This is a genomic window from Polaribacter sp. KT25b (assembly GCF_900105145.1).
Lineage (GTDB): Bacteria > Bacteroidota > Bacteroidia > Flavobacteriales > Flavobacteriaceae > Polaribacter.
This window is the reverse complement of the sequence record NZ_LT629752.1, coordinates 2,013,596-2,035,244: the sequence shown is the minus strand read 5'-3', so window position 1 is coordinate 2,035,244 and position 21,649 is coordinate 2,013,596. Positions and strand designations below refer to the sequence as shown.

Here is a 21,649-nt window from a genome sequence, read left to right as displayed (position 1 = left end):
AAGTAATTCTTTTATAGAAAAAAGAGACTTATAAAATTAACAAATTAATATCTCTAAAAGGAAGGTCAAACCAATCTGCAACAGTTTTATTTGTTAAAATTCCGTGATAGAAATACATGCCATTTCTTAAGCTTTTGTCGTAAATAGCTGCGTTTTCAAAACCACCTTCTTCGGCTATATTTAATAAATAAGGTGTAAAAATATTGCTAATAGATAGAGTTGCTGTTCTAGCATAACGCGCAGGAATATTAGGTACACAATAATGTATTACACCATGTTTTACAAAAGTAGGTGTGCTGTGTGTTGTTACATTAGATGTTTCAAAACAACCACCACGATCGATACTTACATCAACAATAATTGCACCTTCTTTCATTTGTTCAATCATGGTTTCTGTAGCAATAATTGGCGATCTATTTTTACCTCTTATTGCGCCAATAGCAACATCGCATCTCATTAATGCTTTGGTAATTGATTTTGGTTGTACTGTAGAAGTATAAATAGGCGCGTTTAAACTATGCTGTAATTTACGAAGTTTGGTAATAGAATTATCAAAAACTTTTACTCTTGCTCCTAATCCTAAAGCTGTTCTAGCAGCATATTCACCTACGGTTCCTGCACCAAATATAACAACACTAGATGGTGGAACTCCACAAATATTACCAAATAATAAACCATTTCCTTTGTTAACTCCGCTCATCAATTCACCTGCAATTAATACAGAAGCGGTACCTGCAATTTCACTTAAAGATTTAACAATTGGGTAAGTTTCATGTTCGTCTTTTATAAAATCGAACGCTACAGCTGTAATTCTTTTTTTTGCTAAAAGTTCAAAATATTTTTTTGTTTGTGTTTTTAACTGAAGTGAAGAAATTAAAATTGTTTGTGGGTTTAAATATTCTATTTCATCTTCTGTTGGTGGCGCAACTTTTAATACAATATTTGCATTTAAAAGCTTCTTCTACATCGTAAGTTATTTTAGCACCAGCATCAGAATATTCTTTGTCTGTATAGTTTGCGCCATCTCCTGCACCAGTTTCTATTACAACTCTATGACCGTGAGAAATTAAAGCTGTAACTGCATCTGGAGTTAAACATACTCGTTTTTCTCCTAAATAAGTTTCTTTGGGTAACCCTATAAAAAGTTCTCCTTTTTGTCTTTTAATTTCTAACATTTCTTCTTGCGGAAGTAATTCTTCTTTACTAAAAGGAGAAAATTGACTCATAGTTTGGTTATTTTAGTTGAATGTTGCGTCCTCCATCTTCTAAAATTGACAGATGAATTTCTACAGCTTCTAAAGGTAATAAATTTTCTATATTTTCTGGCCATTCAATTAAACACCAGTCGTTATTGTAAAGATACTCTTCAATTCCCATATCTAAAGCTTCTTCTTCATCTGTAATTCTATAAAAATCAAAATGAAAAACTTTGTCTTTTTTTGATGTCTGATATTCATTTACCAGCGAAAAAGTAGGAGAAGATATGGTATCTAAAACGCCAAGTTGTTTACAAATTTCTTTAATAAGTGTTGTTTTACCAACTCCCATTTGTCCGTAAAACAAAAGGGTTTTGTTTTTTGCTGATGCAATAATTTCTTTTGCAATTTCTTTTAAGTTTTCTAAAGAATAGTTTTTATTCATATTGGTGCAAAAATAGTTGAGAAAATTTATTTATAGTATACATGTGAACCTAATAATAAAAATAATAAAATGTTTTTTAAAAAGAGTACCAGTGTTTTTTTTATTTAATGATTTTTTTTTATGGTTTCTTATTTTAAATAAGTATTTTAAAAGGATATTTTTATATGCTAGTATTTATTATTCTTTTATTATTTTATGATAGATTAATTGTTTATTATCTAAAATTATTTTCATTAAATATATAGATTTAGGAAGGTTTTCTATTCTCAATTCAACTTTATGTGAATTATTATCTACAGAAATTATTTTTTTTCCTTGTAAATTATAAAGAGTTAGTTGAATTATATTTGTTCTATTATTCTCTATAACTACTAAGTTTTCTATAGGATTAGGGTAGATAGAAGTATTAAAATTTGTATTATTTAACTTTAAAGTTGTTTGAGGAATTGCATTCCAATTAGCAGCTAAACTATTATCATCATTTAAATTATTCAAAATTAAGAAAAAACCATCTCCATCTGCTTCCTTTTTCCAAGGATTATCATCTGTGTAAGTTACTTCATCAATAACACTACCATACGCATCTGTAAGTAATAATTGTTGACTCTTGTTAGATAAGTTTCTTGTATATTCACCAAAAGCAGGAAAACCATAATTATTTTCAAAAACTTCAATATTATTAGCTAAATATATTTTTTGACCAGAATCAATATACTTATTATCAGGAAACTGATAACTTATACCTAATGCTCTAAAATAAAAACCTGTCAGATTTACTTTAATATTACTATTATTTACAATAGCAATAAATTCTAGATCATTATCATCAGTATCGTCAATTGCCTTCGGATGATAATTTATTTCTGAGATTACTAAGTTAGGAAGTTCAGGGAAACTACAATCGGTAATATTTCCTAAATTTTCGTTTAACCAAATATATCTTTTTTGAAGCCATAACTTAAGATTGCTAATTTCTAATTCATAACCAGAAAGGGTTCCCCAACGTTGGTTCTCTCTATTTTTTGCTTCAGATAGTAGAGCTACTAAACTATTTATTTTTTCTTCAATTTTAATATATTCTAAAGGTTCTCCAATTTTAATTAATCCATTCCATCGTTTACGTAAGTAACAATTAAAAGTTGGATTGTCAAACAAGTCTTTCCAAAAATCTGGACCTATATTATTGCCATTATCAAATTGCCAAATATCTGTTCCACTTCTATTATCATTACCAAAGCTAAAATTGAAATCCCAAATTGGACCAGCTCTTAATTTTCCAGCACGATCTTTATGAAAAAAAGTACTAAATTTATAAGCATCAACATTAGAAGTTAATTCATTAAGTATTATAAAATCAATGAAAGAAGGTAAGTCAATTAAAGAAGGATATCCATCTTTAATTAATCCATTTTGATTTGCAGTAGTTGTAGATAAATCATCAAAAATAGATTTTATATAAGCACTTTGTTTAAAAGTTATATCAGTTGGTTCAGGATTACCGAAAATGAAATCTACTTTTTTATTTAATCTATTTATATATTGCCATGCAATTGAATCATCTCCTGTAGTTTTATCTGTTTTTATAAAGTAACCGCCTGTTATTGAGGGGATACTATTGTCAATAGTATCCAATTCTACAATATTAATACGATCAGAATCGATTTTTATTTTTTCTGCAACAATATACAATCCTTTATATTCATCATTTATAATTACTTCACAATATTTTCCACGAGAAGCATAATTACCCATTTCTCTGGCTAATTCATAAGTAATAAAATCTCTTAATAAAGTTTTGTCGTAAGCCAAAGAATTTAAAACCCAATCATTTTCTTTAGGTAATCCTAAAATTTTTACATTGTTATTAGAACCATCTTCTTTACGTGTTTCAATACTATAAGGTTTTTTAGGTAAAGATTGAGACGTTGAACCTCTAAATTCAATACCGATTTTACCATTATAATTGATAAAATCTGGATTGTTTTGATCGTCAAGGTAATTACGACTATTGTCTGGCCTATATATGATTTTCATTGTTGCCATTACCTTTTCCTTATCTATTATTGGTATTGGATTATTTGTATTTGGATCTTTGTCGGTGGTAATAATTATGATAGGTAAGTTGCTAGATATAAATTCTTGAGACCACGTTATTGATACATAAAATAATAAAATAATAGATATATTAGATTTTGGCATTTTTATACTTTATTGTTTTAAACAATATATAACAATTATGAATAATTTTTGTCTTTTTATAGTAAGGATTATATTCCTTGGTAAAAAATATTTATTGTGTTGTTTTAATTCTTAGACTTAATGATATAGAATATTATAAAACTAAGCATACAGTCTTCTATAACTTGACCAAAACCAATATTATGAATAATTAAAAACCTGTAATTTTTTACTGAAGACAATTCTATATATGGGTAATTGCACTATCTAAATTTCAACAGACAATATTTTTCAGGAAGATAATCATTTGGATTTTTTAGAATTTATTTTAACATTGCTATTTAATCTCCAAATTTTAGGATAGAGATTATAGTTGATTTTCATATTTAAACAAACTTCCATTTGTAAATTAATATCCAAATTTCTATACGCCCTAATAATTATATCTGTACAAACTCCTTTACCTTTTAGCAGGTCTCCATCTGGATAATCAATAGAAAAATATCTAGGGTTGTATATTACGTTATTTTTATTAATTTAATTGAAGCTATAGATGATAGCCTTATCTTCTATAATTTGTAAGAGACTAAAATTGATAATTAATAAAAAAGTGAAAATTATAACTTAATTGTTCATTTAAATACACCAAAGGGACACAATTAAAAAAAATAGTTTTGATAGTTTTTTTAATTCTAAATACTATCAGTTTTTAACTACTTTGGGCTATAAAGGCACACGGAATAATTACTTCTTCTAAAAATACGCTGTTTTGCGGATTTATATATTCGATTGCTTGTTCTGTTGGTGGCGTAACTTTTAATACTATTTTGCATTTATAAGCCTCTTTTACATCATAAGAAATTTCTGCCCCCGTTTCTATTACAATTCTATGACCATGAGAAGTTAAAGCTGTAACAGCATCTGGAGTTAAACAAACTCTTTTTTCGCCTAAATAACTTTCTTTAGGTAAGCCTATAAATAGTTCTCCTTTTGTCTTTTAATTTTTAACATTTCTTCTTGCGGAAGTAATTCTTCTTTACTGAAAGGAGAAAATTGGCTCATAGTTTGGTTATTTTAGTTGAATGTTGCGTTCTCCATCATCTAAAAGTGAAAGATGAATTTCTGAAGCATCTAAAGGTAATAAATTTTCTATATTTTCTGGACATTCAATTAAACACCAGTCGTTATTGTAAAGATACTCTTCAATTTCCATATCTAAAGCTTCTTCTTCATCTGTAATTCTATAAAAATCAAAATGAAAAACTTTGTCTTTTTTTGATGTCTGATATTCATTTACCAGCGAAAAAGTAGGAGAAGAAATGGAATTTAAAACGCCAAGTTGTTTACAAATTTCTTTAATAAGTGTTGTTTTACCAACTCCCATTTGTCCGTAAAACAAAAGGTTTTTTTTACTGATGAAATAATTTCTGATGCAACTTCAGATAAATTTTCTAAAGAATAGTTATTGTTCTTAATGCAAAAATAGTAAACAAAAGTTTTTTTTAGAAAATTTGATTTCGAAATTTAATTAATAACATTTTAACGTTATAAATTTTATCAAAAAACATATAATGTATAGTAAAAAAAATCATTTTAATAAAAATTAATCATTTTAATAAAAATACCTAATTGTAGGTATTTCAGAACTTTATGGTAAAATCTATTTTTGAATTTATTAATATAAAAAAATAAATTATGAAAACTAAAATTTCAATATTTTCTTTATTACTATTGTTTGGATTTAATTTTTCTGCACAAGAAACAGAAAGGTTTAATTGGGTTATAAATAATGCATCAAGTACCTCTATTTCAAAGAGCAAAAGTATCACAGAGGATACGAATAAAGATATTATTTCATTTGGGTCCTTTAAATCAGATGTTGATATAGATCCTTCTTCTAATGAATTAAAATTTATATCAAAAGGAGAAAGTGATATCTATCTTCAAAAACTAGATAGTAATGGAAATTTAATTTGGGGGAAATCTTTTGGAGGCTTAGGAAGTGATATACCTTATAGTGTAAAAACAGACAGTAATAACAATATTTATATTGTTGGTTATTTCTCTTCTACTGTCGATTTTGATTCTTCCAACGAAATATATAATTTAACTTCCAATGGAGATAAAGATATTTTTGTAGTAAAGGTTGATAGTGAAGGTAACTTTATTTGGGCTAAATCTTTTGGAGGATTAGGTTTTGATGCAGCTAGTGCTCTAAAAATAGATTCGAATGATAACTTATATATAAGTGGATGGTTTGAAGAAATAGTTGTTTTTGATAATAATGATTTAAATGGAACAGCAACCTCATTAGCAAGCAGTAGGAATGGGTTTTTATTAAAGCTTAATAAAAATGGCGGCTATATATATTCTAAAACATTTGGTAGCCTAAACTTTTCTACCATTAGTGCAATAGATCTGCATGAAAATAATATATATTTGGTTAGCACATTCAACAAAGATTTAGATGCTGATCCTTCAAATAATACAGTCACTTTAGATGCAGGTGATTCTCTTAATGGGGCTATCATAAAATTAGATATTGACGGGAACTTTATTTGGGCTGAATCTATAGGTGGAAATGAAGGATATGATCAGGCTGTAAATGTGAAAGTTGATTCAGATGAAAATATTATTATTACTGGTACAATAGATTCTAGTACTGATTTTGATTTTTCGTCAAATCAGTTTAATTTAGGCTCCAGTGCAGGATATCCTGACGCCTTTATGCTTAAAATAGATAAAGATGCTAATTTTTTATGGGCTAAAACTTTTAGTGCAACATCAGCTATATTTCATTTATCTGTGGACCTAGATAAAGATGATAATATTTATAGTATAGGTTACTTTTATGGTTCAGCTACTTTTGAATCTCAAAATTTTCCAGATAGAGGTGCAGGTGAAACTACTTTTATAAAAAAAATAGATAAAGAAGGAAATATAGTTTGGATTGAAAACTATAAAGCTGATAATACAGCAACTAGAGGTGAAGATATTTTAATAAGTAGTGATAATAAAAAAATACTAAGTACAGGTTCTTTTGCAGGTTCTGTTGATTTTGATAGTTCTAGTAATCAAGAAATAATAACTTCAGGTTCTTCTCTTAATAATAATGGGTTTCTATTGAGTTTATTAATAGAAAGTAACGAAGAAGATAATGTAGACAATAAAGATGAATTTATCACCAAATGGAAAACAACTGCTGCAAACGAATCTATTACAATACCAACAACTGGTACTGGATATAATTATACTGTAGATTGGGGGGATGGTACTATTGAAAATAATTTTACAGGAGATGCAACTCATACATATACAGTTGCTGGAGATTATGAAGTAAGTATTATTGGCGATTTTCCAAGGATTTATTTTTATTATAATAATCAAAATCAAGATAAGATAATAGATATTGTACAATGGGGATCAAATGAATGGTCTTCTATGGAATTAGCATTTTTTGATTGTACGAATTTAAATATTTCAGCTACTGATTCTCCAAATTTATCTAACGCAACTAATTTATATGGAATGTTTCAAGGGTGTTCAACTTTTAATGCCAATATAAATCATTGGGATGTTAGTAGTATAGAAAATATGCCTCGTATGTTTTATCAAACAGTATCTTTTGATAAACCATTAAATAATTGGGATGTTAGTAATGTTACAAATATTTCAAGTATGTTTAGTGGATCTAATTTCAATCAACCATTAGATAATTGGAATGTTGGAAAGGTAATCTTAATGAATCGTGTTTTTGCCAACAACATTGTTTTCAACCAAAATATAAATAATTGGAATGTAAACACTGTAGTTAATATGATAAGTCTCTTTGAGAAAGCAGAATCTTTTAATCAACCGTTAGATCTATGGGAGATAAATAATGTAACTAATATGAATGCTATGTTTGATAACTCAGGAATGTCTGTTATTAATTATGACAAAACTCTTAAAGGTTGGAGTGCATTATCTTCTTTAAAACCTAATATTAATTTAGGCGCATTTAATATAAATTATTGTAACTCAGAAACAGAACGAACAAAATTAATAAATGATTACAATTGGACATTTGTAAGCGATAGTAAAGACTGTTCTACCATAGATTCTCCAGTTAGTATTAATGGCATGTGGAATGATCCAGCAAATTGGGCGAGTGGTGTTGTACCCACATCAACAGACAATGTAGTGATTCCAACTGGTACCACTTTACAAATTAGTGATGATATTTCAGAAATTAATTCCTTAGAAAATGAAGGGACTATTGTTATAAACCCAACATATTCTCTAAAATCTAATAGTAATATGGTTAACAATGGTACTATAATTATGAATTCTGATAACGATGATAGTTCTGTATTATTTGTTGTCGGTACTTCTACAGGAGAGGTTAAATATTCGCGTGGTGGTCTAAAAGCGAATTTATGGAGTTTGGTTACGCCACCTGTATCTGGGCAAAAAATAAAAGAATTTGCCACTAATATAGATAATGATATCCGTAAAAATGAAACTGTTAGTCCAATAAGATATGCTATTTCGTATTATGATGATAAAGAGCCATCAGGAAGTAAATGGAAATATTTTACAGAAAGTATAGATTCAGAAGAGACCTTTACTGCTGGAGAAAGTTATGGTTTGTCAAGAGCTACAGATGGTTCTGTAACTTTTACAGGTACATTAACTACCAATAATAGTGTTATGACCTTAAAACCTGGTGAATGGAATGCCATTGGAAATCCTTTTACAACCTATTATCCTGCAAATAAAAATGGTGCAAGCAGCTTTATAAATGATAATTATGATATTCTAGATGATGAATTTAAAGGTTTATATATTTGGGATAGTGCACAAAATAAATATGTTGTTGTTAGTGAGGTAGATATTCAAAATCGTTCAATTACACCGGGGCAAGGATTTTTTATAAAAGTAAAGGCAGGTGAGAATACAATTGAATTTAAGGAGGCAAAACGTAGTTTAAAACCAACAACAGGAGATAATACGTTTAGTAAAGAAGTACATAAGTATATAAAATTATTAGCCAATAATGGTTCTTATACCGTAACAACAGATGTTAAGTTTTTAAGCAATGCTACAAAAGGTTTTGACGTTGGCTTAGATATAGGGAACTTTAGTGCTTCTTCATTTGATTTATATACTCATTTAGTTGATGAAAGTACTACGAACAATTATACAATTCAATCACTTCCGTTAGAAAATAAAGAAGAAGTTATAATTCCAATAAGTGTATTATCTAATAAGTCAGAAGTTTATCTTTCATCGCTTCATGAAAACTTACCAGAAAATATAATTTTACTACTTGAAGACAGAGAAAATGATGCTTTTACAGATATCACGAATAAAGAAAATGATTATAAAATATCTTTTAACGATCAACAAAACATTCAAAAAACACTTTACTTACATATTTCTTATTCTAGCGCATTAAGTGTAGTTGATTCAGCCATTGATAAAATTCAAATCTACTCGGCAAATAAAAATTTATATGTAAAGGGTTTAATGGATAGTGCAGACTTAGAAATGTATAATGTTTTAGGTCAAAGTGTTTTTAAATTAAACTTAACTAAAGATCAAGAGATTAATTTACCAATGAATTTAAAAGAAGGTGTTTATACCATAAAATTAAGTTCAGAAAATAATATAGTTACCAAAAAGATTGTAATTAAATAAAAATAATATGGAAAATAAGAAAGATATCTCAAGAAAAGAAGCAATAAAGAAAATAGGTAATTACAGTAAATATGCAGCTTTAACAGCAATCGGAACATACTTAATTTTAAGTCCTAAAAAAGCACAAGCTTCTAGTGCTACAACGGGCCTCGATGGTTTAGGTGGAAATTGGTAAAAATAAATTGCAGTTTAAAAATCCAAAAATAATATCCTTTTTATGAACCTCACAGATTTTTACAAACTGTGAGGTTTTATTTTTTACCATTAATGTTTAACAAATTAAAACTCTAAAAAGCATATTCTTTTTGATTACATATAATTGACTAAAGAGTACCTTTTCTAAATGAAAAAGTAATTAACGGATTGACTTTTACTAATCGTTAAAAACTACTTCGGGCTATAAACTGCACACGGAATAATTACTTCTTCTAAAGAAACACCACCATGTTGATAGGTGTTTTTGTAATATTTTACAAAGTGATTAAAGTTATTTGGGTACGCAAAAAACAAATCTTCTTTGGCAAAAATAAACGGACTATTCATAGCTATAGTCGGTAAAAAAATGTCTTTAGGATTCCTTACAGCATACACATCTTTTTCTTCGTAGCTTAAACTTCTACCTGTTTTATAACGCAAATTAGAACTAATGTTTTTATCGCCAATTACTTTCGTAGGATTTTTACAGTTAATCGTTCCATGATCTGTTGTAATAATCAATTTCTGACCTAAATTCTGTGCTTTTTGAATAATTTCGAACAAAGGAGAATTCTTAAACCAACTTAAGGTTAAACTTCTATAGGCTTTATCATCGCCAGCCAATTCTTTAATTACTTCCATTTCTGTTTTAGAATGCGAAAGCATATCCACAAAATTATAAACAACTGTTGTTAGGTCGTTTTGTTTGGTTCCATTAAAATTATCGGCCAATTCTTTTCCACTTTTTAACGAAGTAATTTTATAATATTCGTGTTTAATATTTAAACTTAATCTTTTTATTTGTGCTGATAAAAACTCATCTTCATACATATTCATTCCACCTTCATCAGTATCATTTTTCCAAAAATTTGGATGACGTTTTTCCATTTCTGATGGCATTAAACCAGAAAAAATAGCATTTCTAGCATATTGAGTTGCTGTTGGCAGAATAGAAAAATAAGAATATTCCTCGTCTTTTTTGTAATGATTATTAATTAATGGCTCTAAAATTCTGTATTGATCGTAACGTAAATTATCAATAACAACCCATAAAACTCCTTGGTCTTTACTAAGTTCAGGTACCACATAATCTTTAAATAAAGTATGTGAAAAAGTAGGTTTATCGTTTGATGTTAAAAAATCTTCATAATTCTTTTTGATGAATTTAAAAAACTGATTATTAGCTTCTTGTTTCTGACTTTCTAAAATACCCAACATTCCAGGATCGCTAATGTTTTCTAATTCTAGCTCCCAGTGAATTAGTTTTTTGTACAAATCTATCCATTCTTCGTAAGAATTTACCATGGCCAAATCCATAGAAATTTTTCTAAATTCTTGTTGATAATTAGAGGTTGTTTTTTCTGAAACCAAACGAGAATGATCTAAATTTTTCTTTAAGGTTAATAAAATCTGACTTGGGTTTACAGGTTTAATTAAATAATCTGCAATTTTAGAACCAATTGCTTCTTCCATAATATATTCCTCTTCACTTTTAGTAATCATAACTACAGGTAAATTTGCCTGTTTTTGTTTAATTTCTGCAAGTGTATCTAAACCGGTTAAACCAGGCATGTTTTCATCTAAAAAAACAATATCAAAATTATTTTCGCCAACTAAATCTATAGCATCAGCACCATTTGTACAAGTAGTAACTTTATAATTTTTAAGTTCAAGAAAAAGAATGTGAGGTTTTAATAATTCAATTTCATCATCAACCCATAAAATTTGTATGCTGCTCATATTTCGTTTTTAATTTGTGAGGTTAAAAATAGGGTTTTGTTCTATTTTTTGAAGCTTTAAAATGATAAAATATTGCCAATTTTGGTTTTATAATAAATTTAGATATTAATTTTATAAAATCCAAAATCAAAAATTTGCAAATTCGTAGCATTAAGTCGTATTTTGCATTAGATTGATAAAACATTTCTTTTGAAAAAAAAAACAGCCAACAAATTAAAGATTTTAAATGATCCTATTTACGGTTTTATACAAATTCCAAATTCGTTAATTTTTGATATTATAGAACATCCATATTTTCAGCGATTAAGGCGAATTGCACAAATGGGATTTTCTAATTTGGTGTATCCAGGCGCAAATCATACAAGATTTCATCATGCTTTAGGTTGTATTCATTTAATGCAAAAAGCTGTACGAGTTTTACGTTTTAAGCAAATTGAAATATCCGAAGAAGAAGAAAACGGCTTGTGTATGGCAATTTTGTTGCACGATATTGGTCATGGTGCATTTTCTCATGCGCTTGAACATAGTATTGTTAGCGGAATTTCGCATGAAGAAATTTCTTTAAAATTTATGAAAAAATTAAATGAAGAATTTGATGGAAAATTAAGTTTAGCAATAGAAATTTTTGAAGGTAAATATCATCGTAAATTTTTATATCAGTTAATTTCTAGTCAGTTAGATATTGATCGTTTAGATTACTTAAAACGAGATAGTTTTTATACAGGAGTTACAGAAGGTAATATTTCATCAGATCGGTTAATTGTTATGATGAATGTTAAAAATGAAGAGTTAGTAATTGAACAAAAAGGAATTTATTCTGTAGAAAAGTTTTTGATTGCTAGAAGATTAATGTATTGGCAAGTGTATTTGCATAAAACAGGTTTGGTTGCAGAAAACATGTTGGTTAATGTTTTAAAAAGAGCCAAAGAATTAGCAGATAAAGGAGAAGTGTTGTTTGCAAGTTCTGCGTTAAAATACTTTTTGTACAATAAAATAAATCAAGATAATTTTACTGATGAAACTTTAGAAATGTTTTCTAAATTAGATGATTATGATGTTTTATCAGCCATTAAAGAATGGACAAACCATGATGATAAAATACTGTCTTTATTATCTAAAATGATTGTTGATAGAAAGTTATTAAGAATTGAATTAAAAATGGATGTTTTTAGTGAAGAAGTAATAAACAAAAAGAGAAGAAAATTTTCTAAGAGATTAGGTTTATCCGAAGTAGAAATTAATTATTTTGTTTTTTCACAAGAAATCAGAAATCAAGCGTATAATACAGAAAAACCTATTTTAATTTTAAATAAAAGGGGTAAATTGAAAGATATTGCTAAAGCTTCAGATCAATTAAACATACAAGCATTAACAAAACCTGTTGTAAAACACTTTATTTGTTATCCAAAGTAAAATGATATTAGACAGATAGCTTTAATTTTTATACTTTTGCATTTAATGAAATTTACAGCACAACAAATAGCAGATATTTTAGAAGGTGAAGTAGTTGGGAATCCTGATGAAGAAGTTTCTAAATTATCTAAAATCGAAGAAGGGGAGAAAGGTTCTTTAACTTTTTTATCTAACCCAAAGTATCATCCATTTTTATATACAACAGATGCTTCTATTGCTATCGTAAATAAAAATATTACGTTAGAAAAAGAGATTTCTACAACACTTATAAAAGTAGAAAATGCATATAAATCTTTTTCTAAATTATTAGAATTTTATAACGAAGTAAAGAATAATAAATTAGGTAGAGAAAACCCTCATTTTATTTCTGATTCCGCAAAAATTGGTAAAAATGAATATATTGGAGCTTTTGCATATATAGGAGAAAATGTTAGTATTGGCGACAATGTTAAAATTTACCCTAATTGTTATATTGGCGATAATACAATTATTGGTAATAATTGTGTTCTTTTTGCTGGTGTTAAAATTTATTCTGAAACTCAAATAGGAAACCATTGTAAAATACATTCTGGTTGTATAATTGGTTCTGACGGATTTGGTTTTGCGCCAAATGAAGCAGGAGAATATAAAGCAATACCACAAATAGGAAATGTAATTATCGAAGATTATGTAGATATTGGATCTGCTTCTACAATAGATAGAGCCACTTTAGGATCTACTATTATAAGACAGGGTGTAAAATTAGACAATCAAATACAAATTGCACATAATGTAGAAGTTGGTAAAAATACAGTAATTGCTGCTCAAACAGGAATTGCAGGATCAACAAAAATTGGAGAAAATTGTATGATTGGTGGTCAAGTTGGTTTTGCAGGTCATTTAACAATTGGTAATAATGTAAAGATTCAAGGACAATCTGGTATTGCCAAAAACTTAAAAGATGGCGATAAAGTACAAGGAACACCAGCAATGAATTATTCAGATTATAGTAAATCGTACGTTTATTTTAGAAATTTACCAAAGATTGCAACAGCAATTAATAAGATGGAAAAAGAATTAAATACTCAAAATCAATAAAGCATGAGTAATAAACAGAAAACAATAAAATCGGAAATTACTTTATCGGGTGTAGGTTTACATACAGGTAATACAGTATCAATGACATTAAAACCTGCTCCTGTAAAAAATGGATTTACATTTGTTAGAGTAGATTTAGAAGGTTCTCCTATAATTGAGGCAAAAGCAGAATATGTTGTAAATACTCAAAGAGGAACAAATCTTGAAAAAAATGGCGTTCAGATTCAAACATCAGAACATGTTTTAGCTGCAGCAGTTGGTTTAGATATTGATAATTTAATTATAGAAATTAATGCATCAGAACCACCAATTATGGATGGTTCGTCTAAGTATTTTGTAGAAGCTTTAGAAAAAGCAGGTATAGAAGAACAAGATGCAGATATTGAAGAATATATTGTAAAAGAAATAATTTCTTATAAAGATGAAGTTACCGGAAGTGAAATTATTTTAATGCCTTCGGATGAATATCAAGTAACTACAATGGTAGATTTTGGTACTAAAATTTTAGGTACTCAAAATGCTACTTTAGATAAAATTTCTGACTTTAAAAAGGAAATTGCAGATGCTAGAACTTTCAGTTTTTTACATGAAATTGAAATGTTATTAGAACACGATTTAATTAAAGGTGGAGATTTAAATAATGCAATTGTATATGTTGATAAAGAATTATCAGAAAATACAATGTTAAAATTAAAAAAGGCTTTTAAGAAAGATAATATTGCAGTAAAACCAAATGGAATTTTAGACAATCTAACTTTACATTGGGCAAATGAAGCTGCTCGTCATAAATTATTAGATGTAATTGGCGATTTAGCTTTAGTTGGTACAAGAATTAGAGGTAAAGTAATTGCAAATAAACCGGGTCATTTAATAAATACACAATTTGCTAAAAAGTTAGCTAAAATTATTAAAACCGAAAAGAGAAATTACGTTCCTACATACGATTTAAATTTACCACCTTTATTAGATATTCATCAAATTATGGATATTCTTCCTCATAGACCTCCTTTTTTATTGGTTGATAGAGTTATAGAGCTTTCAGACAGACATGTTGTTGGTATGAAAAACGTAACTATGAACGAAGGATTTTTTGTAGGTCATTTTCCAGGTTCTCCTGTAATGCCTGGCGTTTTAATTGTTGAAGCAATGGCCCAATGTGGTGGAATTTTAGTTTTAAGTACAGTTCCTGATCCAGAAAATTATTTAACATATTTCATGAAAATGAACAATGTTAAATTTAAACAAAAAGTTTTACCGGGAGATACTGTAATTTTTAAAGCAGATTTAATTACACCAATAAGAAGAGGTATTTGTCATATGCAGGCGTATGCGTATGCAAATGGCAAGTTAGTTGCAGAAGCTGAATTAATGGCTCAAATTTCAAAAATTAAATAACTATGAATCAACCACTTGCTTACGTTCATCCACAAGCTAAAATTGCAAGAAATGTTGTAATTGAACCTTTTACAACAATACATAATAATGTAATAATTGGTTCTGGAACTTGGATTGGATCTAATGTAACAATAATGGAAGGGGCAAGAATTGGTAAAAATTGTAGAATTTTTCCCGGTTCTGTAATTTCTGCAATTCCGCAAGATTTAAAATTTGATGACGAAGAAACTACTGTAGAAATTGGTGATAATGTTACAATTCGTGAATGTGTAACAATCAATAGAGGTACAAAAGATAGAATGAAAACGGTAGTTGGTGATAATTGTTTAATAATGGCATATTGTCATATTGCACACGATTGCTTAGTTGGTAATAATTGTATTTTCTCTAACAATACTACTTTAGCAGGTCATGTAACAATTGGCGATAATGTTGTTTTAGCAGGTATGGTTGCTGTTCATCAATTTGCATCTGTAGGTAAACATGCATTTGTAACAGGTGGTTCTTTGGTTAGAAAAGATGTACCACCTTATGTAAAAGCCGCAAGAGAACCTTTGTCTTATGTTGGTATTAACTCTGTTGGATTAAGAAGAAGAGGTTATACGACAGAAAAAATAAGAGAAATTCAAAATATTTACAGAATATTATTCCAAAAAAATTACAATTACACACAAGGAATAGATATTATAGAAGCAGAAATGGAAGCAACTCCAGAACGCGATGAAATTATTCAATTTATAAAAGATTCTCATCGAGGAATCATGAAAGGATATTTCAACGTAAATTAATAAAGTTTATTAATAAGATAGTTAACTAAGAATAATAATAGCTTTTCGCTTAAAGCATACTGCTAAAAAAGAAAAGCCTTAAAAAATAAAAATGGCATCAACATCAGATATTAGAAACGGATTATGTATTAGATATAATAACGATATTTATAAAATTATTGAATTTTTACACGTAAAACCAGGTAAAGGTCCTGCATTTGTAAGAACAAAATTAAAAAGTGTTACAAATGGTAAAGTTGTAGATAATACATTTCCTGCAGGAAGAAAAATTGATGACGTAAGAGTAGAAACACATAAATTTCAGTTTTTATATCATGATGGTGAGTTTTATCACTTTATGAATGAAGCAGATTATACTCAAATTCGTTTATTAGAAGCAGCTTTAGATAATCCTGGATTAATGAAAGAAGGAGAAATTGTTACCATCATTATCAACTCTGAAGATAATATGCCACTTTCTGTAGAAATGCCTCAAAGTGTAATTTTAGAAGTTACACACACAGAGCCAGGTGTTAAAGGTAATACTGCAACAAATGCAACAAAACCTGCAACTGTAGAAACAGGAGCAAGTGTAAATGTACCTTTATTTATTAATGAAGGTGATAAAATTAAAGTAGAGACTACAAAAGGTACGTATCAAGAAAGAATTAAAGAATAATTTTTACCGATAAAAAGGATTATTGAATACTTAATTGTAAAATTAAATTGAATTTCTCAAGAACACAAACATTAGAAGAAATAGCTCAAATTATAAATTGTGAGTTTATTGGTGATGCATCATTTGCTATAAAAGGGATTAACGAAATTCATGTTGTAGAAAAAGGCGACATCGTTTTTGTAGATCATCCTAAATATTATGATAAAGCATTAAATTCTGCTGCAACAATTATTTTAATCAATAAAAAAGTAGATTGTCCAGAAGGCAAAGCTTTATTAATTTCTGATGATCCATTTCGTGATTTTAATAAAATAACAAAACACTTTAATCCTTTTATTGCATCCAAAGTAAGTATTTCTGAAAGTGCTATTATTGGTGAGGGAACAGTTATTCAGCCAAATGTTTTTGTTGGTAATAATGTTTCAATAGGAAAAAATTGTGTAATTCATCCAAATGTTACTATTTATGATGAAACAATTATTGGTAATAATGTAACCATACATGCAAATACAGTTTTAGGTGCTGATGCTTTTTATTACAAAAAAAGGCCAGAAGGTTATGATAAATTAATTTCTGGAGGAAGAGTTGTACTTGAAGATAATGTAGATTTAGGTGCTTCTTGTACAATTGATAAAGGTGTTAGTGGTGATACAACCATAAAAAAAGGAACAAAAATAGACAATCAAGTTCATGTTGGCCATGATACTGTTATTGGCGAAAAATGCTTAATTGCTTCACAAACAGGAATTGCAGGTTGTGTAATTATTGAAGACGAAGTTACTATTTGGGGACAAGTTGGTACAAATAGCGGAATTACAATTGGTAAAGGTGCAATTATTTTAGGACAAACAGGTGTAACAAAATCTGTAGTAGGAGGTAAGTCTTATTTTGGAACGCCAATAGAAGAATCAAGAGAAAAGCTAAAACAATTAGCGGGTCTAAAAAGATTGTTAAAAGAAAAATAAATAATAGATTAGTTTTTTATAAAGTAAACAAAGAACTATTTTTGTAAAACAAAATTAAAATAACAAACCATGAGTGTTTTAGTAAATAAGGAATCAAAAATTATTGTACAAGGTTTTACTGGTAGTGAAGGTACTTTTCACGCTGGTCAAATGATTGACTATGGAACCAATGTTGTTGGTGGTGTAACTCCAGGTAAAGGAGGTCAAGAACACTTAGGTAAGCCAGTTTTTAATACTGTTGCTGATGCTGTTGAAAAAGTAGGAGCAGACACTTCAATTATTTTTGTACCACCAGCTTTTGCTGCGGATGCAATTATGGAAGCTGCAGATGCAGGAATCAAAGTAATTATTTGTATTACTGAAGGAATTCCTACTGCAGACATGGTAAAAGTAAAAGCATATATTGCAAATAAAGATACAAGATTAGTTGGTCCTAACTGTCCAGGAGTTATTACTCCAGATGAAGCTAAAGTTGGTATTATGCCAGGTTTTATCTTCAAAAAAGGAAGAGTTGGTATCGTTTCTAAATCAGGAACTTTAACGTATGAAGCTGCAGATCAGGTTGTGAAACAAGGATTTGGAATTACAACAGCAATTGGTATTGGTGGAGATCCAATTATTGGAACAACTACTAAAGAAGCTGTTGAGTTATTAATGAATGATCCAGAAACTGAAGCAATTGTGATGATTGGTGAAATTGGTGGAAATTTAGAAGCAGAAGCTGCACAATGGATTAAAGCTGATGGAAATAGAAAACCAGTTGTTGGTTTTATCGCTGGTCAAACTGCACCTGCAGGAAGAACAATGGGACACGCAGGAGCTATTGTTGGTGGAGCAGATGATACAGCACAAGCAAAAATGAAAATTTTAGCAGAAAACGGAATTCACGTTGTAAGCTCGCCAGCTAAAATTGGAGAAATGGTTGCAAAAGTTTTAAAATAATCTTTTCTTAATAGAGAATGATATATAAATTCCCGTGAAAACGGGAATTTCTTTTTTATATTTGATAATTAACTAAACAATAAAATATGAAATTACTAGAAAATAAATCAGCAATAATAACGGGTGCAACTAGAGGAATTGGACGTGGAATTGCAGTTGAATTTGCAAAACAAGGTGCAAATGTTGCTTTTACGTATAGTTCTTCTGTAGATGCTGCAAATGCGTTAGAAGAAGAATTAAAGTCTTACGGAGTTTCTGCTAAAGGATATCAATCTAACGCAGCAAATTTTGATGCAGCTCAAGAATTAGCCAAAGAAGTTTTAAAAGAATTTGGTGCAATTGATATTTTAGTAAATAATGCCGGAATTACAAAAGATAATTTGTTAATGCGTATTTCTGAAGATGATTTTGATAAAGTAATTGAAGTAAATTTAAAATCGGTTTTTAATTTAACGAAAGCAGTTATTCGTCCTATGATGAAACAAAGAGCAGGTTCTATTATAAATATGAGTTCTGTTGTTGGTTTAAAAGGAAATGCTGGTCAAACAAATTATGCAGCTTCTAAAGCTGGTATTGTTGGGTTTTCTAAATCTGTAGCTTTAGAGTTAGGTTCTAGAAACATTAGAAGTAACGTAATTGCTCCTGGATTTATTGAAACAGAAATGACAGATAAATTAGACGAAGCAACTGTGCAAAGTTGGCGAGATGGAATTCCTTTAAAAAGAGGAGGAACACCAGAAGATATTGCAAATGCCTGTGTGTTTTTAGCTTCAGATATGAGCTCTTATATTACAGGACAAACACTTTCTGTTGATGGAGGAATGTTAACCTAGAATTGAAAGAATAAAATAATAGGAAACCTGCAACATTTAACGTTGCAGGTTTTTTGTTTTTAGATAGTTCTTTATATCTTTATGTTAAAATAAAATCATTGCAAATAGCCACAATTTTATACACCATTTTAGCGCTGTTATTGAGTCTATCAATAGCATTTTTTCAATATTATTACAAAGTAAAAAACAAACCAAAAGTTACAAATTTGCTCTTTGTTTTAAAAACATTAAGTTTGTTTTTGTTGATTTTATTGCTGATAAATCCTACAATTGAAAATACAGTAATAGAAAATGAAAAACCAATTTTAGCTGTTTTGGCTGATAATTCTAAATCTGTTCCGTTTTTTAAAGAAGATAAAAATGTAAAAGGCATTATCGCTACCATTAAGAATAACAATGATTTAAAAAATAAGTTTTCTGTAAAGCAATTCACTTTTGGTAAGGATTTGCAAGTTTTAGATAGTTTTTCTTTTTCTGAAAATGAAACCAATATTGAAGCCGCAATTACAGGAATTGATGAATTGTATAAAGAAAAAATTGCCCCGATAATTTTAATTACAGATGGTAACCAAACAATTGGTTCTGATTATGAGTTTTTAAATACAAAACAGCCAATTTATCCAATTGTAATTGGTGATACAACAAAATATGTTGATGTAAAAATTACACAGTTAAACGTAAATAAATACAGTTATATTAAAAATAAATTTCCTGTTGAGGTTATTTTAAATTACGAAGGCAATGAAAATGTAACAACTCAATTTTCAATTTTTAATGAAGGAAAAACAGTTTTTAGAAAAGATGTTACTTTTTCTTCGGATAAAAAATCAGCAACAATTACAGCAAATTTAACTTCAACAAAAGAAGGATTGCAATATTACACAGCTTCCATCAGAAAAATAAATAACGAGAAAAATACAAAAAATAATAGTAAAAATTTTTCTGTAGAAGTAATTGATGAGCAGACAAAAGTATTGATTTTAACTTCAGTTTTACATCCAGATATTGGTGCTTTAAAAAAATCTATTGAAAGTAATAAACAACGTACTGTAGATGTTTTTTTGATTGATAAATTTAAGAATAATTTATATGATTACCAGTTAGTTATTTTATATCAATTAAATAATAAGTTTAATCATTTTATTTCTGATTTAAAACAGAATAATAGTAATTATTTATTGATTTCTGGTTCAAATACAGACTGGAATTTCATCAATAAACAACAACTAGGTTTTACCAAAAATGCTATCAATCAAACAGAAAATTATGGCGCAATTTACAATGATGGTTTTTTAACTTTTTTACAAGAAGATATTGGTTTTTCTAATTTTCCACCATTAAAAGACAAGTTTGGAGAAGTTGTTATTTCTAAAGAACATCAAACTTTATTGTATCAGAATATAAACGGAGTTGTAACAAAACAATCTTTATTGGCAACTTTTGATATCAATAATCAAAAATCAGCAGTTTTGTTTGGTGAAGGAATTTGGAAATGGAGAGCAGCTAGTTTTTTAAACACAAATTCTTTTGAAGAGTTTGATAAATTTACAGGAAGTTTAGTGCAGTTTTTAGCATCGAATAAAAAAAGAAATCGATTAGAAATTAATGCAGAAAGTTTATACCCAGCAAATTCAACAATAAATATATCAGCATTTTATACAGATAAAAATTATCAATTTGATGCAAGAGCAGCTTTAGAAATTTCAATTACAAATACAGAAACAAAAGAAGTTTCAAAAATTCCTTTTTCATTAATTCATAATTCTTATCAGGTAGAAATAGAGAATCTTACTTCCGGAGATTATACGTATAAAGTGGAAGTTTTAAATCAGAAAATAAATAAATACGGTCGTTTTAAAATAACTGATTATCAAATTGAAGAACAATTTACAAATGCCAACGTAAATAAGTTGCAACAATTAGCAACAAAAACTGGAGGAAAGCTGTTTTACAAAAACCAAGTTGATGATTTATCGAAAGAACTTTTAACAAACGAGTCTTTTTATACGGTTCAAAAATCATCTGTAAAACAGCAGAATTTAATTGATTGGAAATGGTTTTTAGGTATTGTAATTTGTTTGTTATCAATAGAATGGTTTATCAGAAAATATCATGGAAAAATTTAATAAATAAGAAAAAAAG

Annotated in this window: 16 protein-coding genes and 2 pseudogenes; 11 read left to right on the top strand and 7 right to left on the bottom strand. The window is 28.4% G+C overall.

Annotation, left to right across the window (positions count from 1 at the left end):
• Positions 1-28: 28 nt before the first annotated feature.
• From BLT70_RS08775 to tsaE (BLT70_RS08750), 6 genes and pseudogenes are all read right to left on the bottom strand, one after another.
• Positions 29-1,226: pseudogene (locus BLT70_RS08775) on the bottom strand (alanine dehydrogenase).
• 7 nt (positions 1,227-1,233) lie between these two features.
• Complete coding sequence (gene tsaE / locus BLT70_RS08770) at positions 1,234-1,641, bottom strand: tRNA (adenosine(37)-N6)-threonylcarbamoyltransferase complex ATPase subunit type 1 TsaE (RefSeq protein WP_091893602.1); 408 nt, start codon at positions 1,639-1,641, stop codon at positions 1,234-1,236.
• 177 nt (positions 1,642-1,818) lie between these two features.
• Positions 1,819-3,840 carry a CotH kinase family protein gene (locus BLT70_RS08765; protein ID WP_091893600.1) on the bottom strand — a complete coding sequence of 674 codons (2,022 nt, stop codon included), beginning with the start codon at positions 3,838-3,840 and terminating at the stop codon, positions 1,819-1,821.
• 282 nt (positions 3,841-4,122) lie between these two features.
• Entirely contained in the window at positions 4,123-4,338 is a 216-nt protein-coding gene (locus BLT70_RS17590) for a DUF1287 domain-containing protein (protein WP_368086353.1), read from the bottom strand.
• A 250-nt stretch (positions 4,339-4,588) separates the two neighbouring features.
• Positions 4,589-4,881, bottom strand: a pseudogene (locus BLT70_RS08755) (alanine dehydrogenase); the annotation flags it as partial.
• Between the two features lie 7 nt (positions 4,882-4,888).
• Positions 4,889-5,218 (bottom strand): tRNA (adenosine(37)-N6)-threonylcarbamoyltransferase complex ATPase subunit type 1 TsaE, encoded by a 330-nt coding sequence (tsaE, locus tag BLT70_RS08750; protein ID WP_368086335.1) that lies wholly within the window; start codon positions 5,216-5,218, stop codon positions 4,889-4,891.
• A gap of 296 nt (positions 5,219-5,514) precedes the next feature.
• Here tsaE (BLT70_RS08750) and BLT70_RS08745 point away from each other — a divergent pair, with 296 nt between their 5' ends.
• Complete coding sequence (locus BLT70_RS08745) at positions 5,515-9,501, top strand: BspA family leucine-rich repeat surface protein (RefSeq protein WP_091893597.1); 3,987 nt, start codon at positions 5,515-5,517, stop codon at positions 9,499-9,501.
• A gap of 7 nt (positions 9,502-9,508) precedes the next feature.
• Positions 9,509-9,676 (top strand): hypothetical protein, encoded by a 168-nt coding sequence (locus BLT70_RS17235; RefSeq protein WP_172824401.1) that lies wholly within the window; start codon positions 9,509-9,511, stop codon positions 9,674-9,676.
• A 212-nt stretch (positions 9,677-9,888) separates the two neighbouring features.
• On the opposite strand, the gene BLT70_RS08740 is transcribed toward BLT70_RS17235, so the two are convergent.
• On the bottom strand, positions 9,889-11,436 hold the full coding sequence (locus BLT70_RS08740; RefSeq protein WP_091893595.1) for a bifunctional response regulator/alkaline phosphatase family protein: 1,548 nt from the start codon (positions 11,434-11,436) through the stop codon (positions 9,889-9,891).
• Between the two features lie 189 nt (positions 11,437-11,625).
• Between BLT70_RS08740 and BLT70_RS08735 the strand changes: the two genes are divergently transcribed.
• From BLT70_RS08735 to BLT70_RS08695, 9 genes are all read left to right on the top strand, one after another.
• Entirely contained in the window at positions 11,626-12,849 is a 1,224-nt protein-coding gene (locus tag BLT70_RS08735; protein WP_091893593.1) for an HD domain-containing protein, read from the top strand.
• A gap of 45 nt (positions 12,850-12,894) precedes the next feature.
• A complete protein-coding gene (lpxD, locus tag BLT70_RS08730) occupies positions 12,895-13,926 on the top strand; it encodes a UDP-3-O-(3-hydroxymyristoyl)glucosamine N-acyltransferase (RefSeq protein WP_091893591.1) in 1,032 nt (343 codons plus the stop codon).
• 3 nt (positions 13,927-13,929) lie between these two features.
• Positions 13,930-15,321: a bifunctional UDP-3-O-[3-hydroxymyristoyl] N-acetylglucosamine deacetylase/3-hydroxyacyl-ACP dehydratase gene (locus BLT70_RS08725; protein ID WP_091893589.1), complete on the top strand. Its 1,392-nt coding sequence runs from the start codon at positions 13,930-13,932 to the stop codon at positions 15,319-15,321.
• A gap of 2 nt (positions 15,322-15,323) precedes the next feature.
• Positions 15,324-16,109: an acyl-ACP--UDP-N-acetylglucosamine O-acyltransferase gene (gene lpxA / locus BLT70_RS08720; RefSeq protein WP_091893587.1), complete on the top strand. Its 786-nt coding sequence runs from the start codon at positions 15,324-15,326 to the stop codon at positions 16,107-16,109.
• Positions 16,110-16,200: 91 nt separating this feature from the next.
• Positions 16,201-16,767, top strand: a complete 567-nt coding sequence (gene efp, locus BLT70_RS08715) for an elongation factor P (RefSeq protein ID WP_091893585.1) — start codon at positions 16,201-16,203, stop codon at positions 16,765-16,767.
• A gap of 47 nt (positions 16,768-16,814) precedes the next feature.
• Positions 16,815-17,732, top strand: coding sequence for a UDP-3-O-(3-hydroxymyristoyl)glucosamine N-acyltransferase (locus BLT70_RS08710; RefSeq protein ID WP_091893583.1), 918 nt, complete (start codon positions 16,815-16,817; stop codon positions 17,730-17,732).
• Between the two features lie 69 nt (positions 17,733-17,801).
• Positions 17,802-18,674, top strand: a complete 873-nt coding sequence (sucD, locus tag BLT70_RS08705; RefSeq protein WP_091893581.1) for a succinate--CoA ligase subunit alpha — start codon at positions 17,802-17,804, stop codon at positions 18,672-18,674.
• Positions 18,675-18,760: 86 nt separating this feature from the next.
• Positions 18,761-19,507, top strand: coding sequence for a 3-oxoacyl-[acyl-carrier-protein] reductase (gene fabG, locus BLT70_RS08700; protein ID WP_091893580.1), 747 nt, complete (start codon positions 18,761-18,763; stop codon positions 19,505-19,507).
• Positions 19,508-19,605: 98 nt separating this feature from the next.
• Complete coding sequence (locus BLT70_RS08695; protein ID WP_231962643.1) at positions 19,606-21,633, top strand: VWA domain-containing protein; 2,028 nt, start codon at positions 19,606-19,608, stop codon at positions 21,631-21,633.
• Positions 21,634-21,649 lie beyond the last annotated feature (16 nt).

What these genes read in the sequence shown, in the direction of transcription:
- lpxD (WP_091893591.1), top strand. Translation starts at nt 12,895, where the DNA reads ATGAAATTTACAGCACAACAAATAGCAGATATTTTAGAAGGTGAAGTA.
- BLT70_RS08765 (WP_091893600.1), bottom strand. Translation starts at nt 3,840, where the DNA reads ATGCCAAAATCTAATATATCTATTATTTTATTATTTTATGTATCAATA.
- BLT70_RS08725 (WP_091893589.1), top strand. Translation starts at nt 13,930, where the DNA reads ATGAGTAATAAACAGAAAACAATAAAATCGGAAATTACTTTATCGGGT.
- BLT70_RS17235 (WP_172824401.1), top strand. Translation starts at nt 9,509, where the DNA reads ATGGAAAATAAGAAAGATATCTCAAGAAAAGAAGCAATAAAGAAAATA.
- efp (WP_091893585.1), top strand. Translation starts at nt 16,201, where the DNA reads ATGGCATCAACATCAGATATTAGAAACGGATTATGTATTAGATATAAT.
- BLT70_RS08745 (WP_091893597.1), top strand. Translation starts at nt 5,515, where the DNA reads ATGAAAACTAAAATTTCAATATTTTCTTTATTACTATTGTTTGGATTT.
- sucD (WP_091893581.1), top strand. Translation starts at nt 17,802, where the DNA reads ATGAGTGTTTTAGTAAATAAGGAATCAAAAATTATTGTACAAGGTTTT.
- lpxA (WP_091893587.1), top strand. Translation starts at nt 15,324, where the DNA reads ATGAATCAACCACTTGCTTACGTTCATCCACAAGCTAAAATTGCAAGA.
- tsaE (WP_091893602.1), bottom strand. Translation starts at nt 1,641, where the DNA reads ATGAATAAAAACTATTCTTTAGAAAACTTAAAAGAAATTGCAAAAGAA.
- fabG (WP_091893580.1), top strand. Translation starts at nt 18,761, where the DNA reads ATGAAATTACTAGAAAATAAATCAGCAATAATAACGGGTGCAACTAGA.
- BLT70_RS08740 (WP_091893595.1), bottom strand. Translation starts at nt 11,436, where the DNA reads ATGAGCAGCATACAAATTTTATGGGTTGATGATGAAATTGAATTATTA.